Source organism: Gilliamella sp. B2828 (assembly GCF_026537125.1).
GTDB lineage: Bacteria > Pseudomonadota > Gammaproteobacteria > Enterobacterales > Orbaceae > Gilliamella.
The window spans coordinates 21,144-41,938 of sequence record NZ_JAFNMU010000006.1 but is presented as its reverse complement, the minus strand read 5'-3'; the positions used below and the strand labels follow the sequence as shown (position 1 = coordinate 41,938).

14 protein-coding genes are annotated in these 20,795 nt (G+C 32.3%); 5 read left to right on the top strand and 9 right to left on the bottom strand.

Features of this window, described 5'->3' with window-relative positions:
• Window positions 1–54: 54 nt before the first annotated feature.
• The 6 genes from rpsB to miaB all read right to left on the bottom strand — a co-directional run bounded on the left by rpsB (window position 55) and on the right by miaB (window position 8,944).
• Window positions 55–792, bottom strand: coding sequence for a 30S ribosomal protein S2 (gene rpsB, locus J3U19_RS06700; protein WP_267341054.1), 738 nt, complete (start codon window positions 790–792; stop codon window positions 55–57).
• A gap of 928 nt (window positions 793–1,720) precedes the next feature.
• Complete coding sequence (locus J3U19_RS06695; RefSeq protein WP_267341053.1) at window positions 1,721–2,902, bottom strand: serine hydrolase; 1,182 nt, start codon at window positions 2,900–2,902, stop codon at window positions 1,721–1,723.
• A gap of 14 nt (window positions 2,903–2,916) precedes the next feature.
• On the bottom strand, window positions 2,917–4,023 hold the full coding sequence (gene mrdB / locus J3U19_RS06690) for a peptidoglycan glycosyltransferase MrdB (protein ID WP_267341051.1): 1,107 nt from the start codon (window positions 4,021–4,023) through the stop codon (window positions 2,917–2,919).
• A gap of 2 nt (window positions 4,024–4,025) precedes the next feature.
• Complete coding sequence (gene mrdA, locus J3U19_RS06685) at window positions 4,026–5,963, bottom strand: penicillin-binding protein 2 (protein ID WP_416380287.1); 1,938 nt, start codon at window positions 5,961–5,963, stop codon at window positions 4,026–4,028.
• Window positions 5,964–5,981: 18 nt separating this feature from the next.
• Window positions 5,982–6,998, bottom strand: coding sequence for a PhoH family protein (locus J3U19_RS06680; RefSeq protein ID WP_267341049.1), 1,017 nt, complete (start codon window positions 6,996–6,998; stop codon window positions 5,982–5,984).
• Between the two features lie 518 nt (window positions 6,999–7,516).
• A complete protein-coding gene (gene miaB / locus J3U19_RS06675; RefSeq protein ID WP_267341048.1) occupies window positions 7,517–8,944 on the bottom strand; it encodes a tRNA (N6-isopentenyl adenosine(37)-C2)-methylthiotransferase MiaB in 1,428 nt (475 codons plus the stop codon).
• 608 nt (window positions 8,945–9,552) lie between these two features.
• Here miaB and J3U19_RS06670 point away from each other — a divergent pair.
• Entirely contained in the window at window positions 9,553–10,812 is a 1,260-nt protein-coding gene (locus J3U19_RS06670; protein WP_267341046.1) for an N-acetylmuramoyl-L-alanine amidase, read from the top strand.
• Window positions 10,813–10,856: 44 nt separating this feature from the next.
• Here J3U19_RS06670 and rsmG read toward each other — a convergent pair whose 3' ends face one another.
• Together rsmG and mnmG are read right to left on the bottom strand one after the other, a co-directional pair.
• Window positions 10,857–11,456, bottom strand: a complete 600-nt coding sequence (gene rsmG, locus J3U19_RS06665; protein ID WP_267341045.1) for a 16S rRNA (guanine(527)-N(7))-methyltransferase RsmG — start codon at window positions 11,454–11,456, stop codon at window positions 10,857–10,859.
• A complete protein-coding gene (gene mnmG / locus J3U19_RS06660) occupies window positions 11,434–13,326 on the bottom strand; it encodes a tRNA uridine-5-carboxymethylaminomethyl(34) synthesis enzyme MnmG (RefSeq protein ID WP_267345812.1) in 1,893 nt (630 codons plus the stop codon). Before mnmG ends, rsmG begins: the two co-directional genes overlap by 23 nt.
• Before the next feature lie 950 nt (window positions 13,327–14,276).
• On the opposite strand from mnmG, the gene hda reads away from it, so the two are divergent.
• Window positions 14,277–14,960: a DnaA inactivator Hda gene (gene hda, locus J3U19_RS06655; protein WP_267345877.1), complete on the top strand. Its 684-nt coding sequence runs from the start codon at window positions 14,277–14,279 to the stop codon at window positions 14,958–14,960.
• Between the two features lies 1 nt (window position 14,961).
• The gene (locus J3U19_RS06650) at window positions 14,962–15,741 is read left to right on the top strand and encodes a Cof-type HAD-IIB family hydrolase (protein ID WP_267345811.1); all 780 of its coding nucleotides are present in this window, start codon (window positions 14,962–14,964) and stop codon (window positions 15,739–15,741) included.
• 72 nt (window positions 15,742–15,813) lie between these two features.
• On the opposite strand, the gene J3U19_RS06645 is transcribed toward J3U19_RS06650, so the two are convergent.
• Window positions 15,814–17,319 carry an MFS transporter gene (locus J3U19_RS06645; RefSeq protein ID WP_267341041.1) on the bottom strand — a complete coding sequence of 502 codons (1,506 nt, stop codon included), beginning with the start codon at window positions 17,317–17,319 and terminating at the stop codon, window positions 15,814–15,816.
• Window positions 17,320–17,606: 287 nt separating this feature from the next.
• Between J3U19_RS06645 and J3U19_RS06640 the strand changes: the two genes are divergently transcribed.
• Both J3U19_RS06640 and J3U19_RS06635 read left to right on the top strand, forming a co-directional pair.
• On the top strand, window positions 17,607–19,175 hold the full coding sequence (locus J3U19_RS06640) for an oligogalacturonate-specific porin KdgM family protein (RefSeq protein WP_267345810.1): 1,569 nt from the start codon (window positions 17,607–17,609) through the stop codon (window positions 19,173–19,175).
• 36 nt (window positions 19,176–19,211) lie between these two features.
• Window positions 19,212–20,783, top strand: a complete 1,572-nt coding sequence (locus tag J3U19_RS06635) for an SGNH/GDSL hydrolase family protein (protein ID WP_267345809.1) — start codon at window positions 19,212–19,214, stop codon at window positions 20,781–20,783.
• Window positions 20,784–20,795: the final 12 nt, after the last annotated feature.

The following is a 20,795-nucleotide window of genomic DNA, read 5'->3' as shown; positions in this document are numbered from 1 at the left end:
TTGTCATTAGAATAGGTCGATACTGATTATCGACCTTGAAAATATTTGAGTTTATTACTCAGCTGCTGGAGCTTCTTCAACGAAGCTTTCTTCAGATACTGGAGATTGGTTTTGCTCACGACCAGAACGTACTGCTTCAGCTACTGCATTTGCATATAGTTGAATAGCACGAATCGCATCATCATTACCAGGAACAACGTAATCAATACCATCCGGATCTGAATTAGTATCAACAACAGCAATGACTGGAATACCTAAATTGTTAGCTTCTTTGATAGCGATATGTTCGTGGTCTGCACCAATAACAAAAATCACATCGGGTAAGCCACCCATATTTTTAATTCCACCCAAGCTATTTTCTAATTTAGCCATTTCTCGAGCACGCATTAATGCTTCTTTTTTGGTTAATTTGTCAAATGTACCATCACTAGCTTGTGTTTCTAAATCTTTTAAACGTTTGATTGATTGACGTACTGTTTTCCAGTTAGTCAACATACCACCTAACCAACGGTGATTTACGTAGTATTGCCCACAGCTTTCAGCCGCTTGTTTAATCGCTTCGCTAGCTGCACGCTTTGTACCAACAAATAAAATTTTACCTTTACGAGCGGCAATCTTGTTTAATTCAGCTAATGCTTCGTTAAATAAAGGAACTGTTTTTTCAAGATTGATGATGTGAACTTTGTTACGAGCACCAAAAATAAATGGTTTCATTTTTGGGTTCCAATAACGAGTTTGGTGTCCAAAGTGTACACCCGCTTGTAACATATCGCGCATTGATACTGTAGTCATGATTTCCTCATTTTGACGTTGGGGTTATGCCTCCACATATCCGCTTTAACCGACCTTATTGAAAAAAACAAAAGGCACCCCGGAAAAGAGTAATGATATGTGTGTGTTATAACGTTAATTAAATATTAAAATTTGTGCTTACTCTTACAACGATTTTTTGAAAAATGAATGTTAAAAGCAGCGCGCGTTTTATACCATATTTAGATAAAATTTGCCAGCGTTATTTTTTATAAAAATAATAGAAAGAATAGAAAGAATAATGTAGTGCTTTAAAAAAGCAAATTACATTAAAAATAACAATCGAACAAATCTTATGAAGTTACTAAGTATTTTATCAATCAAGAAATAAAAACGTTGATCCTGTTAATGCTACGTTTTTAATCGTTAATTAACCTTCTAATTATGCTTCTGCTCTAAATAGTATTAAAATATCAACTGATAAAGAGATACTATCACTAACAAAATTAAATGTATGTCAAAAGAAAGTTAAAAGAACAGGAACTAATGAGGTGATTGCCGAACAAATCAATTTAGATAAGATATATATTGGAGAGTCTTCTGATTCAATGATTTTATCACCTAATATAAAATAAGTGACAAGTATGAACAATTAAATGTCTCTACGCAACTTGAAAATTCTAATGTCTTACATAAGGTAAATTTTTATACAGTTCCACATCGTTATATTTTTACATTCCAAAATTTTTTTGCAAAAATAATTGTAAAATATTAATCATCTATTCTTTTAAAAGTCATAAGTAATAAACAAGATATAATTATAGATCAAGTTAGAATAAATATCGTAGTGTGACAAACAAAGTAAAAAAGTGTTGTAAGAATGTTACTTTAGCGCAGTAAATGAGTTTAGTTTTTTATGCTATAAAAAAACCATTCAATAAGTTTTACTTATCAAATGGTTTCATAAAATTTAGTTGAACATTTGATTGAACTTCAAACAAATCCAATCCCATATCGATCCAAATAATCCTGTTTCTTCAACATTTTGCAGTGCTACTAATGGTTGTTCATTAATCACTTTGCCATCTAATAAAAACTGTATTTTACCAACACTGGTACCTTTAGTAATTGGCGCATAAATATAATCATCAATAATATATTGTACTTGTACATCAGCAGAACGTCCTTTTGGTACAGAAACGAAAGCACCATTAACCGATCCTAATGGAACTTTATTTTGATCTCCATACCAAATTGTTTCATTCACTAATGAACTCTCTGCTTTAACAGGATTTGCCGTTTCGAAAAAGCGAAATCCCCATACTAATAATTTTTTACTTTCTTCTTCACGACCTTTAAAAGTTCGACCTCCTAACACCACTGAAATCAAACGCGTATTTCCATCTACAGCAGAAGCAACTAAATTATAACCTGCCGCATTAGTATGTCCTGTTTTGATCCCATCAACATTTAATGTTGTATCCCAAAGTAGACCGTTACGATTTAATTGGGGTTTAGAGAGGGTATAAGTAAATTCTTTTTCTTTATAGATTGCGTATTCATTTGGTAAATCACGAATTAATGCTTGCCCTAAAAATGCCATATCTTTGGCGGTTGTATATTGTCCTGGTGCATCAAGTCCGTGTACAGTTTCAAAATGCGTATGCTCTAAACCTATTTTTTTAGCATATTCATTCATTAAATTAACAAAAGCACCTTGACTACCAGCAACATGTTCAGCCATAGCAATACATGCATCATTACCAGATTGAATGATAATACCTTTATTTAGATTAGCAACTGAAACTGTTTTACCCACTTCTAAAAACATTAGCGATGATCCTTTTAATGCAGGATTGCCAGTTGCCCAAGCATCTTTACTTACGACAACCATATCATCATTTTTTATACGGCCTGATTGTAATGCTTGACCTATAACATAACTAGTCATCATTTTAGTTAAACTAGCCGGATCACGTTGTTGTTCCGCATTATATTGAGCTAAAATTTCCCCCGATTTGGCATCAATTAAAATATATGACTCTGCATTTAATTGTGGAATAGCAGGAATAGGAAAAGCCATTTCAGCTGACGCAGTTGAACAAATCGCGAGTGCTAAAAACGCGAAAGATAATTTAAATTTCTTTTTCATTTATTTGAATTCCGTTAAATGTTTTTAGATAACATGTATCGATGTGTATGAATAGACATCATAATGCCAAAACTTGCCATTAAAACGACTAAAGAAGAGCCACCATAACTTATTAGTGGTAATGGTACACCAACTACTGGTAAGATTCCACTGACCATACCAATATTAATAAACACATACACAAAAAAGACTAAAATTAGCCCGCCAGATAAAATTCTGCCAAAAGTTGTTTGAGCTTGTGAAGCAATAATTAATCCACGTACAATTAAACATAAAAATAGAATAAGTAGAACGATTGTACCTACAAAACCAAATTCTTCCGCAATAACCGAAAAAATAAAATCGGTGTGCCTTTCTGGTAAAAATTCTAATTGTGATTGAGTCCCACTAAGCCAGCCTTTACCCCAGATTCCACCTGATCCAATCGCTATTTTTGATTGGATGATATGATAACCAGCTCCACTAGGATCGAGTTCAGGATTGAATAACATCAAAACACGAAGCCGCTGATAATCATGCATTAAGAAAAACCACATAATTGGTAAAAAAGCAGCAATTAAAACAACAGCAATCAAAATAAACCGCCAATCAATTCCGGCTAAAAAAATAATAAAAATGCCAGACATAACGATTAAAATAGCCGTACCTAAGTCAGGTTGCATTGCTACAAGTAAGGTCGGTACACCAATTATAGCCAAAGTTTGTAACGTTGTTTTTAGTGTCGGAGGACAGCCATCACGATGGATAAATTTTGCTACCATCAATGGTACTGCAATTTTGGCAATTTCAGAAGGTTGAAAACGTAAAATACCCAAATCTAGCCAACGCTGTGCACCTTTACTGGTATAACCAAAAATATCCACTAATAGTAATATTATAATGCAGATTATATACAATGTAGGTGCCCATGTTTCATATGTTCTAGGTGAAAACTGTGCAAAGACAATCATCACAATAAAACCTAACATAATTTGAATGACGCGTTTTTCAATCATATCGATATCTTGGCCAGTTGCACTCCAAAGAATATAAAGACTATAACCAAGTAATAAAGTAATAAATAGAAAAAATAGTGGATCAATATGTATCTTTTGCCAGAAAGATTTTTTTATATTATTCATAATTAATCTTCAATTCCCGTATTTGGTGATGATTCATTTAATTCCATTGAATTATTACCAAGAAGGTAAAAATCTAATATTTTTCGCGCTACAGCACCACCGTTTGAGCTTCCACCTCCACCATTTTCTAAAACAATAGCTAAAGCAATTTTGGGTTTATCATAAGGTGCATAAGCAACAAACAAAGCATGATCACGTAAATGCTCAGGAACCTTATGAGCATTGTAGACTTCATCTACTTTTAATCCATAAACTTGGGCCGTCCCCGATTTACCTGCTGCTTGATATTTGGCATCAGCATAAATTTTACGTGCCGTTCCTCGCGAACCAAACATAACACGATACATACCTTCTTTAGCAAGCGCCCAATAACTTGGATTAACATCAGATAAACTATTATTTTCCAAATATTTATCTGGATTAATTATTGGCTGTTGCTCATTAGAATTTAAAATATCGCTCTTTTTATATAATAAAAAATGTGGGGTATAGGTTTTACCATTGTTGATTAATATAGTTAATGCTTTTGCCATTTGTATTGGGGTTGCCGTCCAATAACCTTGTCCAATACCAACAGGAATCGTATCTCCTTGTAGCCAAGATTTTTTATGGCGTTGTATTTTCCATTCACGGCTGGGCATAACAGCACGGCTCTCTTCATTGGAAGATATATCAATACCTGTTCTCTCACCAAAGCCGAATTTAGTCATCCATGCTTTTAAGCGATCAATGCCCATATCATAAGCAACCTGATAAAAATAGGTATCGACAGATTCTTCTATTGCTCTTAATACATCAACTCGCCCATGTCCCCATTTTAACCAATCCCGATAGCGTCGCTCGGTTCCTGGTAATTGCCACCATCCTGGATCGTTAACGACGCTTTTTGATGTAACAACCCCTTCACTTAAAGCAGCAATAGCAATATAAGGTTTGACCGTTGAAGCAGGTGGATAAGAACCAAGTAATGCTCGATTATAAAGAGGTTTATTCGGATCATTAAGCAATGCTTTATATTTATCATTCGATATCCCCCCTACAAATGGATTAGAATCATAGGTAGGACTTGAAACCAAAGCTAAAATTTCACCATTATTAGGGTCAATAGCAACTACAGCTGCTTTACGACCAGCTAACAATTGTTCTATATAACGTTGTAACTTAAGATTGATAGATAAGTAGATATCCTCACCAGCTTGAGGTGGATGTTGATTAAGTTGACGTACGATTCTTCCTCTACTGTTAACTTCTACTTTTTCATAACCAGGGATGCCATGTAATACATCTTCATAATATTTTTCAATCCCCATTTTTCCAATATTAAACGTCGCAACATAATTGCTACTTTTATTTTCATCTTCTAAGCGTTGTTTATCTTGACCGTTAATTTTTGAAATATAGCCAATAATATGAGTCAATGATGCTTCATATGGGTAATAACGATGCTGTATCCCAACAATAGAAACATAAGGAAAGCGATGTTGGTCAACAACAAAACGGGCTATCTGTTGTTGGGTTAAATTATCTTTTAATGGAACAGGGCGATGAGCTTTATAATTTCGGCGTTCCTTTTGAAAATTCTCGATATCTTCATCAGTTAAATCAACAATAGTTTTTAACTGATTAAATTGTTCATTAAGGTTTTTAATTTTATCAGGAATGATATTAAGTTGATAAGTGATATTGTTAATGGCCAATGGTGTACCATTACGATCATAGATCATACCACGACTCGGCGGTATGGGAATGATTTCAATACGATTATTATTAGATTTAGTGCTGTAATAACCATAATTAGCAATCTGAAGATCAGCTAAATTAACAAGTAAAACTAATAATAATAAAATAATGACAATAAAAGCAAATAGTGCTCGTCGCAAAAATAAATTGGTTTCTGCAGAGTGATCACGAATATTGCTTTTCTTTTTGTTACTTAAGATAGGGATAGTAATACTCCTCTAAATACTTTTAACAGCATGATGCTGCTGTTCTTCCCATTTTTGATAAGCATTAACAATTCTGGCAACGACAGGATGACGAACCACATCATCACTATTAAAAAAATTGAAACTAATTTCGTCAACTTTACTTAATACTTCTATAGCATGACGCAAGCCAGATTTTTGATTGCGAGGAAGATCTATTTGGGTAACATCACCTGTTATTACCGCTTTAGAATTAAAACCAATACGAGTTAAAAACATCTTCATTTGCTCAATAGTAGTATTTTGACTTTCATCAAGGATAATAAAAGCATCATTAAGTGTACGTCCACGCATATAAGCAAGTGGCGCAATTTCTATAATGCTTTTTTCAATGAGTTTTTCCACTTTTTCAAAACCTAGCATTTCAAACAAGGCATCATAAAGAGGTCGTAAGTAAGGATCAACTTTTTGACTGAGATCGCCAGGTAAAAAGCCAAGTTTTTCACCAGCTTCCACAGCCGGACGAGTCAATACAATTCGACGTACTTGTTGTTTTTCCAATGCATCAACAGCCGCAGCTACGGCTAAATAAGTTTTACCGGTTCCAGCAGGGCCAATACCAAAAGTGATATCATAATCCAAGACATGCGCAATATATTGTGATTGATTAGGGGTTCGAGGTTTTATAACGCCACGTTTAGTTTTTATCATCACCAACTTTCCCGCTGGATGATGAACATATGTTGGTAAGTGTTCACTTATTTTTTCAAGCGCACCTGACTCTTTTATTGTCAAGTGGACATGCTCAGATTCTATTTCTACAATTTTATTATTATTTTTGGTATGTTTATAAAGAGACTGTAAAATATCCTTTGCAGCTTTAACACAGACAGCATTACCTGTTATAGCAAATAGATTTCCCCGATGATTAATTTCAATGCCTAATCGACTTTCAAGTTGTTTAATATTGTCATCATAAGGACCACAAAGACTATTAAGCCTCTTATTATCTGCTGGTTCAAGTACAGTTTCGTGTGTAATAATATCCAAAGTTAAGTCCCTCTTAATAATAATTTAATCACTAAGACGCTGTTCACATAAAGAGCACTTTTCAACCTCTTTTAAAATCCATTTTTCAACGGTTACAGCTAACAATATTTTATAACACTATATTATTAAATGCTTTTTTTAGATTACTGTTTATGAAATCATTGCGCTTTTTATTATTTTTAACATAATGTTTGTTGTTCAAATGTTAGCAGTATATATTCTAGTACTTTTTCATTATAATCAGAATCGCAGTAATGATATTTTATATATTTCCCTAACGTTTTATTACTAAAAATAGGGATAAAAAAGTAAAAATTTTAGCGACTTTTATTTAATTATCTTATTATTTTTTTTAATAAATAATAATTTTTTGCCTCAGGGGAGAATAGCGACATTATCCACTGTGTTTATTGGCTTACCGCCACAAGTCTCCAATATGACAAACATATTATTTTCCTTTCATCTCATTGTATATAATAATTTTAATATTATAAGTCAGCTAAATATCTACTTTTTTATTATGGATGATAAATTCCCACCCCTAAATCATTTTCTTTACGAGTTCGAGATATCACTGACATTGGTGATTGACTTACTCGTAAATCCATTTCATCTTCGGTTCGAATTACTTTACCACGTAATGAATTTGGATAAACATCCGTAATTTCAACATCAACAAATTTTCCAATCATATTAGGGTAACCCTCAAAATTAACTATACGATTGTTTTCAGTTCTACCTGTTAATTCCATCAAATCTTTTTTAGACGGACCTTCAACTAAAATACGTTGTACCGTATTTAACATTCGACGGCTAAATTGCATTGCTTGTTGATTAATACGTTCTTGAAGAATATACAGACGCTGCTTTTTCTCTTCTTCTGATACATTATCTTCCATTTCTGCAGCAGGCGTACCTGGGCGAGCGGAATAAACAAAACTGTAACTTAAATCAAAATTCACATCAGCAATAAGTTTCATGGTTTGTTCGAAATCTTCTTGTGTTTCTCCAGGAAAACCTACAATAAAATCCGAACTAATTTGAATATCAGGACGCACTTTACGTAATTTGCGAATAATGGATTTATATTCAATTGCAGTATGAGTTCGTTTCATTAAATTTAATACTCGATCAGACCCACTTTGTACAGGTAAATGTAAGAAATTAACCAGTTCTGGGGTATCACGATATACATCAATAATATCATCAGTGAATTCGATTGGATGACTAGTAGTAAAACGAATACGATCAATACCATCAATAGCAGCAACTAAACGTAATAACTCAGCAAATGAACAAATATCACCATCAAAGGTTGGTCCGCGATAAGCATTAACATTTTGACCCAGTAAATTCACTTCACGTACACCTTGTTCTGCAAGTTGTGCTATTTCATAAATAACATCATCACAAGGTCGACTTACTTCTTCACCACGAGTATAAGGTACCACACAATAAGTACAATATTTATTACATCCTTCCATAATTGAGACAAATGCTGTTGGACCTTCACTACGAGGTTCTGGTAAACGGTCAAATTTTTCAATTTCAGGAAAACTGACATCAACCACATGTTTACCCTTACCACTACGTATTTGCTCTATCATTTCAGGTAGACGGTGAAACGTTTGCGGTCCAAAAATGATATCAACAAAAGGGGCACGTTTGCGAATATGCGCACCTTCTTGAGAAGCTACACAACCACCTACACCTATAATAATATTAGGATTATGTTGTTTAAGATTTTTCCAACGCCCTAATTGGTGAAATACTTTTTCTTGAGCTTTTTCTCGAATAGAGCAAGTATTCAGTAATAGAATATCTGCTTCTTCTGGATTTTCAGTTAATGTTAAACCATGGGTAGATTCAAGAAGATCAGCCATTTTGGTTGAGTCATACTCATTCATTTGGCATCCCCATGTTTTTATATGTAATTTTTTGCTCATCAATAACTCAGCTATAATTAATTGTTAAAATGAAAACGGGTTTAAATCCGCGATTTTAGCGCCCCATATTGTAATCCTTTGTGATTGTAGGGTCTATAATAAAATAAAAAACGTTAATGCAATGTAATATTGTATATTTTCTAATAAACTTTACTGGCATATAAAAGATCATCAATTAACCATATTTAAAATTTCTATAATCACGAAATAAATCCTAATATCTGATTAATTATCTATTTTATATTTGATAATAAAATTTTACATAAATCTCTTTTTAATTATTGCAATATATTAAATATTGATAACTAAAATAATGTGTTATTGAAAATAATCAGAATAAATGAGATTAACATTAATTCAAAATTGGATTTAAACCCGTCTCTTGCATGATGATAATTAACAAGTAGAGTAAGTTATATAAAAAATAGAATAATTTAATAAGATAAATAAAAAATGGCTATTTACAAAAAAGATTTATTTAAAATAGCAAATATGGATAAATCCTCAATTAAAAAGAGCAAGCGAAGATGATAATCATTCTTTTTAAAAAAGAAATATTTTATGTTATTATTCGCGCTTAATTCTCTTAGTAAATAAATAGTTTAGATATGCCCAAAACACTCAGTCCAACAAAGCGCCTATTAATTAAAGGTATCATTGCGACATGTTTATTATCTGTCACGCGCGTTGGTTTTGCCGCAACATTAGCAAAAGTGGTTGCAGTACGTATTTGGCCTTCATCAACCTATACAAGAATAACAATAGAAACAAACACACGTTTAAAATATAATCATTCTTTACTAAACAATCCAAAAAGGCTTGCTGTTGATATCAATGATATTAATTTAGATACAGCCTTAAAAAAAATTTCATCAAAAGTATTAAGTCGTGATCCTTATATTAAATCGTTGAAAGTTATTCAGCTCAATAGCAAAACAGTAAGAATAATGATCGAATTAAAACAGGATATTAACCCAAATACTTTTACACTTCCACCAATTGGAAAATATAAAAATCGTTTAGTTATCGATCTTTATCCATCTAAAGTAGCTTTAACTGAAGATAATGATCCTTTACTTGCTCTATTAGAAGAGTATAAAGAAGGCGATCTTAGTAAAAAACAGTCTGAAATCAAAATTGATAACAATAAAAAGAAAAATTCACAGAAGAAAAGCACACAAACTCCACCAGTAGTAGTCGTACTTGATCCTGGTCATGGTGGTGAAGATCCTGGCGCTATTGGTTTTAAAAAAACACGAGAAAAAGACATTGTTTTACAAATAGCTCGTCGTACTTACAGTCTACTTAAAAAAGAGCCTAATATAAAAGTCTATATGACTCGTAATGAAGATGTGTTTATTCCTTTAAATGTACGAGTGGCAAAAGCACGTTCTTTGCAAGCTGATCTTTTTATTTCCATTCATGCTGATGCTTTTATAGATCGATCTGTAAAAGGATCATCTGTTTTTGCCCTTTCAACTAAAGGGGCAAGTAGTTCAGCTGCTAGCTATTTAGCACAAACTCAAAATGAAGCTGATCAAATTGGTGGTATAAGTCGCAGTGGTGATAAATATTTAGATAATACCATATTAGATTTAGTACAAAAAACTACGCTGAGTAATGGTGTAATATTGGGCAGTTCTATTTTAAACCGCATGAAAAGCGTCAACAAATTACGTAAACCATCAATTGAGAAAGCAGGTTTTGCGGTATTAAAAGCTCCTGATATACCTTCTGTTTTAGTTGAAACAGCCTTCATTAGCAATGTTAATGAAGAACAAAAATTAAATACAGCTGCATTCCAGATCCAAATATCTAACGCAATCGTTAATGGTATTAAAGATTACCTGAAAAAACGTAAAAAATAAATTTTCTAAGAAGTTTCAGGTAAACTATATGTTTAAGATATAATCTATTGAATAATAACTAAACTTCTTTCTGCATCTAATTCTGGAACAGTCAGTTTTATATTTTGTTTAAGAATAAAACCTTCAGGAATGACATCAATATCGCTACCTTTTAAGGCATAGAAAGCACCTTGTTGATTAGGAAGATGTTTACACCAACTAAGCATATCTTGCAAAGAAGCGAAGGCTCGACTGATTACTCCATCGAATTTTTTATCGATATACTCTTCAATACGATTTTGTACAGGATTGATATTTTTTAATTTTAATTCAAATTGTACCTGTTTTAAAAAACGAATACGTTTACCTAAACTATCAACTAAATCAAATTGCTTATCAGGATTAATAATAGCTAGTGGTATACCTGGTAGCCCAGGACCTGTACCCACATCTATAAAGGACTTACCAATTAAATAAGGGGATACAACTAAGCTATCCATGATATGTTTAATGAGCATTTCTTTTGGATCACGCACCGCAGTTAAATTATAAGCCTTATTCCATTTATTAAGCATTTCAACATAATCAACCAGCTGATCAATTTGTAGATCAGTGATCGATAGATCCGTTTGATCAATAAGATTAATGAGTTTCTTTTTTAACATAATTCTTCTTTTTTAAATAAACTAATAGCATTGAAATCGCTGCCGGAGTAATACCCGATATACGTGAAGCTTGTCCAATTGACACAGGTTTATGTTGCTTTAATTTAGCCACAACTTCATTTGATAAACCTGAAATTTCCGCATAATCAATATGCTCTGGAATAAGAGTTTCTTCATTACGTTTTTGGCGTTCAATTTCTTCAATTTGTAATTTTATATAACCATCATATTTAACTTGTATTTCAACTTGTTCTGCTGCTTGATCATCACTTAGCCCTGGTGCAAATAGAGACAAAGATTGTAGTGTTTTATAACTCATTTCAGGACGTTTAAGCAACTCTTCGCCATTGGCTTCTTTGGTAAGGTTAGCGCTTAATACCGCATTAACTTCATCAATTTTTTCAATGTGAGGATGAACCCAAATATCACGTAAACGCGCTCTTTCTTGCTCAATAGCTTCAAATTTTTCATTAAAACGTTGCCAACGATAATCATCCACCATACCTAATTTACGGCCAATTTCCGTTAAGCGAATATCTGCATTATCTTCACGTAGCATTAAACGATATTCAGCACGCGAGGTGAACATGCGATAAGGTTCATTGGTACCAAGTGTACAAAGATCATCAACTAACACTCCTAAATAAGCTTGATCACGAGTTGGATACCATTGATCTTGATCATAAACAAAACGAGCTGCATTTAATCCTGCCAGCATACCTTGAGCAGCGGCTTCTTCATAACCTGTAGTACCATTGATCTGTCCAGCTAAAAATAAACCTTTGATCACTTTACTTTCAAGTGTTGGTTTGAGATCTCGAGGATCAAAATAATCATATTCGATCGCATAGCCAGGTCTGACAATATTAGCATTCTCTAATCCTTTCATACTTCGTACAAAGGCTAGTTGAACATCAAATGGTAAACTCGTTGAGATCCCATTCGGATAGATTTCATTACAGTTTAATCCTTCTGGTTCTAAATAGATCTGATGCGAATTACGATCCGCAAAACGCATAATTTTATCTTCTATTGATGGACAATATCTTGGTCCAACACCTTCAATAATACCAGTATACATAGGACTACGATCCAAACTATTTCGAATGATCTCATGTGTTATTTCATTGGTACTGGTAATATAGCATGGGATCTGTCTAGGATGTTCACTGGCTTTACCTAAAAATGAGAATACTGGTGTAGGATCGTCACCATATTGGGTATTTAATTGTGAAAAATCAATTGTTCTAGCATCAATCCTTGGTGGAGTACCTGTTTTTAAACGCCCCATTCTAAATGGATATTGATGTAATGCTTTAGATAAACCAATTGCAGCAGGATCACCTGTCCGTCCACCACTATAATTATCAAGTCCTATGTGGATCTTACCATCTAAAAATGTACCTGTGGTTAATACAACTGCTTTTGCTTTGAAAGAAACACCCATTTGAGTCACAACACCTGTGATCTGATCATTTTCGATAATCACGTCTTCAACTGATTGTTGAAATAACATTAAGTTTTCTTGGTTTTCAAGGGTTGTTCTTATTACTTTGCAATATAAAGATCGATCTGCTTGAGCGCGCGTTGCTCTTACCGCGGGTCCTTTACTACTATTTAATATTCGAAATTGGATCCCTGCCAGATCAATAGCATGAGCCATTAATCCTCCCATAGCATCAATTTCTTTAACCAAATGACCTTTACCTATACCACCGATAGCTGGATTACAGGACATTTGACCTAATGTATTGATATTATGGGTTAAAAGTAGTGTTTTTCGCCCCATTCTTGTTGATGCCATAGCGGCTTCGGTTCCTGCATGTCCACCACCTACAATGATGACATCAAAAAGATCTGGATAAAACATAAAAAAGCCTCGTACGTTATTTTATATATAGGCGATCAAATATTTTTTGATCATGTGATTTGGATTTATTTAGCGTAGAGAATTTTACTCATCTTTTTCATTACGTCAAATGATCTATTTTGATCGCGATCTAAATTAAATAAGATCTTTTATATGATCTTTTATTTTTATTATTATTATGTTGGATCTTTTCTGTTGATAACTGGTATTTATAATTATTTTATAGGATCTTATACAATAGTTAACTCTGTTAATTGATCGGATCTTTTCTTGTTTAAAATTGTTGATAAATAGATTACTTATCCACAAAGAATTTATTTTTTTGGGTTGTTAATATGCTTATCACAGCTTGTTATCCAGTTTTAGCACAGAGTTATCCACAGAAAATAAATTTGTTTGCTTATTTTTTAGCTTTTATTGATTTAATTTTATACTTGATTATATGATCTATTTTTTGAAAAAGAATGGAGGATCACATTAACAGGTAAGATCTTTGAAAAGATATTTCGTTTTTACTTTTAATAAAAATACTTTTAGATCAAAAAATATCGCTTAAGTTAATTCAATGATTTTATGCTATATTAAAGTTCGTTTATAATACTATAAAAGAGGATTTGTGCTTAAATTATTTATAATAAGAAGATAAAATTGATGTGATTAAAATTGTTTAATGATATTTGAATAATGCAAAATATTTTTATTTATATAGATATCATTTATTCTATTATTAATAAATAATAATAGTATGGTTAGTTTTATACCAATACAAATTGTATATATCATTATTTAATATTATAACTTTAAAAGTTTACAAAGTATTTTGTTGTTTTAAAATTAAATATTTAATAAGCCTTTATGGGATCTTATTTACTTTTCTATAAAAGTGATTGATTTTTGTAAAAGCAAATTTATACTTAATGCGATTCGTTTTTTTATTGTGAGGTTTTTTTATTACTCTTTCACAGCTACCTTTACCTTTTTCATTACCTAATAATGAAACTTTTGATAGTTTTTATGTAGGTGATAATCAATTATTGTTTGATTCTTTACAAACTTTATTGGGTAAAGAGAGTTTTAATGTCTTTTATATATGGTCAGCAAGTGCCGCTGGTCGTACTCATCTATTACATGCTTCATGTCAAAATAAGTTAGCAAGCTATATTCCTTTAAAACAGCATGTTCTACTTGTACCTGAGATTTTACAAGGTTTAGATAATTATGATTTGGTTTGTTTAGATGATATTGATGCGATAGCAGGTCATCGTGATTGGGAAGAAGCAATATTTGATCTTTTTAATCGTTTAACCGAAAAAAACGTTAGTAAATTATTGATAACTGCCAGTGCTCCTCCAAAACAAGTTCCTTTTATACTACCTGATTTGGTATCAAGGTTAACGTGGGGGCAAGTTTATCAGTTAAAAGAGTTAAGTGATGAGGATAAACTAAAAGCTTTACAACTTAGGGCTAAGCTAAGTGGATTTGAGCTATCAACGGAAGTTGGATTATTTTTGTTAAAACGTGTTAATCGCGATATGCGAACTTTATTTTCTTTAATGGAAGAGTTTGAAGTAGCTACGTTAGCTCAACAACGCAAATTAACCATTCCTTTTATTAAACATATTTTGGATTTATGAAATGAAAAAGAAACCTGAAGCTATTGTTTTTTTCGATTTAGATGGAACCTTATTTAATAAAGATATAGATGTGTTACCTAGTTCTTATAATGCAATAAAAAAACTTAAAAAAAATAATATTATACCTATAATAGCAACAGGAAGAACACCACTTGAAGTAGTTAATTTGATGAAAGAAACGGGAATAAATTCGATTATAGGGATGAATGGACAAGTCGTTGTTTATGAAAAAGAGGTCGTATTTACCAATAATATTGATAAAAATGTCATTACTCGTTTATATGAATTTTCTAGGGAGAAAACGAATATTCCGTTGTCTTTTTATAATTATCAGACGATGCGAATTAGTGAAAATAGTCAACCTGCACAAAAATTTTACCATTATTTAAAACAAGATGTTCCTTCTGTTGATGATCAAATTTATTTAAAAGAACCGATTCAAATGTTGTTATTGCTTTGTGAGCAAGGTGAATCATCTTATCGTGAGCTATTTCCTGAACTCACTTTTATTCGTAATACTCCTTATTGTGTTGATGTCTTTAATCATGGTGGTTCAAAAGGAAGAGGTATCAGTGAACTATTAAAAATGAAAGGTTTTAATGACGTACCTACATATGCCTTTGGTGATGGTATGAATGATTTGGAAATGTTCCTAACCGTTGATCATCCAATAGCTATGGGGAATGCAGTTAAGACGCTAAAAGACAAAGCTCAATACGTTACAGATACTAATGATAATGACGGTATTGCTAAAGCACTAGATAATTTTGGCTTAATTTAAAATATTAAAAAATCATCTAATGGATTAGATCAGATGATTTTCAATTGATGATATTATTATTTTTACTTATTTTTAATGATGTTGTTTAAAGCCAACATTATTATTACCAAAACAGTTGTCATAATCAAATCCAGTTAACTCTTTAACTAAACTTCTTATTTCTGGTGTTGCATCTTGTTTTTTACCACCGTTTTTTAATCTATCAAGCTCTTGAATAATAAGTGCATGAGTCGATTTATCTAATTTCATACGATATGTGAAGAAGATACCTAATAGTGCCATTCCACACACACCGAATACTAATACTAAGTTGATTGCTGTAACCGCACTCTCTGGTTGAACAGCATCTACGCCTGATACAAAACCGGAATATTTCAATACTATACCTAAAATAAAGACAATTGTTGCACGCATTAGTTTACCCGCCATGGTCATGGCACCTGCATAAATACCTTCACGGCGTCTGCCTGTTAATACTTCATCAATGTCAGCTAAGAAGGTGTATACGCTCCATGGAATGTAATAAACCCCCCCTGTTCCTAAACCAAACCAAATAGTAATACCAATAACAATCCATGTAACATAAGGCATGTTAAAGTAGTAAACACCGATATAACCGATTACTGAAGATATTACAATTAGTATTGCAATGACAAATGGTCTTTTGAATCCACGTTTTACACACCAAGCCATGAAGAAGGCGGTAGAAATGAGTTGACAAATACTGCTTAAACTGTTCATTTGTGAAACGAAGGTTTTTGGTTGACCTAAGTTAAATACCACAAAATAAGTAAATGTTGCCGCAAATAACCATTCAGCACCAAAGCCAAATAGATACATACCTAAATGGTTTCTAAAGGTTTTTAAACGGAAAGTTGAAAAAACATCTGAAAATAATTTAACAATACTTTCCCAAAGGCCAGAAGTTGTTTCATCTTCAATTTCATCAACTGATTTTTCCCAGCTATTAAAATAAAGTAAAATTAGTGCTATCGCCATAATAGATGCATAAGTAATACCTGTTAATAAGAATGGTAGTGGAGAGTCTTTACCATCAAATAGATAGAAAAATACACCAGGGATAGCAGCGGCTAAGAAGTTGGCAACTTTACCAAACATTGCTTTGGAGCCTGCTAGGTAAGTTCTTTGATCGAAGTTTTTAGTCATCTCTACCGGTAAAGTATTGTATGGAATCATAATCATGGTATAGATGAATTCAAATAAAATATAGGTTGTTAAGTAGTACCAGAAATTCATCCCATCTACCCAAAGTAATGGGTAAATAATCATACATGGAATAGCAAATAGGATAAAGAATCGACGACGTCCGAATCGACGCCCAAGTTTTGTATGGTTAAAGTTATCAGTAATAAACCCCATTAGTGGATTTAAAATTACATCTAAATAGGTAGCTATTGAAAAAATTAACGTTGCTTGAAATGCTGAAAGTCCACAAAATGTTGTATAAAAGTATAATAACCAAGCCGCACTGATTGCTAACGCACCACTTCCTATTAAATTACCACTACCATAAGAAAATCGGGTTAGTAAGGTTATTTTTTTCTGATTATCAGCCATAAATCTATTTTCCTTAATAATTATGAAATACTGTTTTAAAAATATTATTAGAATAATATTTAATTTGTACAAGTTTATTTCAAAATTTTTTTTAGAAATGTGATATTGGTAACACTTTATTTAATTTGAAAAGTTCAAATATGAATAGTATTAAAAATAAAAAGGATAAATCTCATATTTTTATTATTTTTTTGAACTGTTTTTTTAAATTGTGATCTTATTAACAGAAAACATTAATAAAATACTAAAAAATATAAAACAGCATTTTAAAAAATAGGAAAACAATAATGAATAATTTTAAATTGAAGAAAATACCGCTTTTAATTTTTCTATCAACCTTTCCTATCTGTAGCTTCGCTGGTTCTGGTCAAACAATCTTTCAATATGAACATAATTGGAAATCTATGGATAGGATTCATGGGGATACTATTAAATTAATTCATAAAACCGACGATAGTTGGCAATATGAATTTAAATTTGGTGTTACTGAAGGTGGTGGAAACAAACGTGATGTTTTATATGATGATATGCAAGGTGGATCAGGTGGTGTCGTTATTCAAAAAACATTTACGCTTGATGATGGCTGGGGATCGATTATTCCATCATTTGAATTAGGTTTCAACAAAGATTCAACTCTTTATCAACCAGGATTGAAATATAGTTATAAAATTAATAGTGATTGGTCAACAAGTTTGCGCTATCGTTATGAATGGAAGAAAATATCTCATGCTGAACGTTATAAAAGAGCAAAAATAGCTGGCAAACAAGTTAAATATGTTGCTAGTAGTAATACAGGAAGGAATCGTTTAGATTGGGCATTAATGTATTCGGGTATAAAAGCATTTAACTTTGCCTATACCTTTAACTATTATATTGGTGATTATACTAACAATTCTTATAAAGCCTTAAAGAACGGTTTTTCTAAAAATGAATATAAAGCTTATAACAATAAAAAAACTGATTATGAGCAAGAATTTAAAATTACCTATAATTATTCAAAATTGTTCCGTCCTTATTTTTCCATTTCTGATGTATCGAAAAATAAAACCACAAATACTCGACAAGCTAAGTTTAAAGTTGGTTTCAATTACGCATTCGGTCAATCAAATAGCAAAGATTCTAATTTCGCTTATAAAACCTATTTCAAATATGCGCATCATTATGGTTTAACTTCACATTATCATGGTGATAGTTTTGGTCTTTATACTGATTTTGATAAGACAGGCTATGTTGGTCTAAGTGTAAATACTTATAACCAATTAAAAAATAGATTATTCTTTGACGATATTGTTTCTAGCCATTATCAAATTTATGGAGGTTACAATTTTTATTTGGCTGATAATTGGGTACTAACACCAAATATGGAAGTTAGATTCTATTCTGGTGGTGGTTATAAAGCTAAAAGTGAAGAAAACTTACCTCATTATCAATTAGGTGATGTAAGTGATTTACAACGTCCAGGTGTTCGTTATTCTCCCGCTTTAAAATTGACTTGGTTACAAAGTGATGATCTATCTTTTTATGGCCAATATCGATTTGAATATCGCAAAGTTTCAAGAAGTAAACGCGAAGATAGTGTTCAAGGTTATGTCGATAATCGAGCGCGCAATCGTTTTGATATCGGTGCTGATATTAATCTAACTCCTGATTGGAACATTGGCTATCGCTTCTCATACTTAAAAGGGAACTATGTATTACACAATGATAAAAAGAATGATTATCAACAAGAACTGGATATAAATTGGCAAGCAACCAAAGTTTGGCAAGTTAACTTTGCTGCAGAAGATGTGGCAAAAAGTGTTCATTCTGACGCAAGGGAAGCTAAGTTAGCACTAGGATTATCTTATTTATTTTAATCGATAAAAGTGTTAAAAACAGTTAGTGGTGAAAAAATGATAAAGAAAATTTTTTTCGGATTTTTATTGGTTGTCACTTCAATCAATCAAGTATTGGCAAGTACGGTAATACAAGGTTATGTTTATGTTAATAAACCAGTTATTTCATCGGTGATAGTCCGTGATGTGAATAATAAAATTTTAAAAACGGCGACTAATAGCGATGGGTTTTATCAACAAGATGTTTCTGAACTGACTCCACCACTAATTGTTTTTAGTAATGAAAACTCACTTGCCCGAAAAGCGGATGAAGGGCAAATGTGTAACGGTAATTGTTTGGTTTCATACGTTCATACCTTACAAAAAGATGAAAAAAATACTGTTAATATTAATCCATTAACTGATTTTTTAACTAGTGAACTAGCTAAACAAATCAATCTTCTAGGTCCAGAACAATTTACTGATAATCAATTATCTTTTTCAATAGATGATGCTGCATTAAGCCATGCTTATAAAAAATATCATTTGCTGTTTGATAAAGCATTACGCCAAGTAGGCATTATGGCTAATTTATTTGATCCACTTACTACTGCAAATTCAGATATTAACAAGCTACTTAATGTAATGTACTTTAATCGTGGATACGATTCTTCTACTGGTAAAGTAAGTGGTACTGTATTGTTTGATATGCGTTTAAGACCCATTAGCCAAGATTCACCTTTTGATTATGATCAGGCAGTTAAGCAAAAAGAAAGAAATATAAATGCTAAGCAACGTATTTTTATTTTAGGTGATTCGACTGCGTCCAACTATGATAAAAAAGTTTATCCAAGAATGGGATGGGGCCAAGTTTTTGATCAGTTTATTGATGATAAGGCTGATACGGTTGTCATCAATGGCGCACAGTCAGGCCGTTCAAGCCGTAGTTTCAAAACTGAAGGATGGTTCGATTTACTGATCCCTTTAATGAAAAAAGGCGATTATATGATCATCGCTTTTGGACATAATGATGAAAAATGTAACGGCAACAATCCGAAACGAGGTAAAGTGGATGTTGCTAATTTATGCACTTATCCTAATGATGATAATAACCAAAAACAGTATCCATCAATGCAAGAAAATATGTCATTCCAATCCTCTTTAGAAGGTTATCTCGCTGTGGCAAACGCGTTGGATATGACGCCAATTTTGATGACACCAGTCACCCGTTATAAAGATAAAAATAATAACATTGCTCATCAAAATCAAAGTACCAATCCTGTTAGTCATATGCATTATACCGCCAATAAACCTGGTTTTGCATATTGGGGAGATTATTCGAATACGATTAAACATACGGCTAAAGTTAATCAAGTAGCTTTAATTGATTTGGAGTCATTGAGTATTGATTTTGCGAACCAACACAAGGATGACTGGCAGTCTTACTGGTTAGCTGTAGATCCTAATGATCCTAAATATCCTTATTATAAAAATCAAACTTCTGGCGTGATTAACAATCCGGATGCTACGCATTTTCAAGAAAAAGGTGCACAAGCAATAGCTAAGATTATTGCAACAGCTATTAACAACGATCCTCTATTAAAACAAGATGCTGTTGTGGATCTTAATAAAATTAATCAAAAAAATTAGGGTATCAATTAA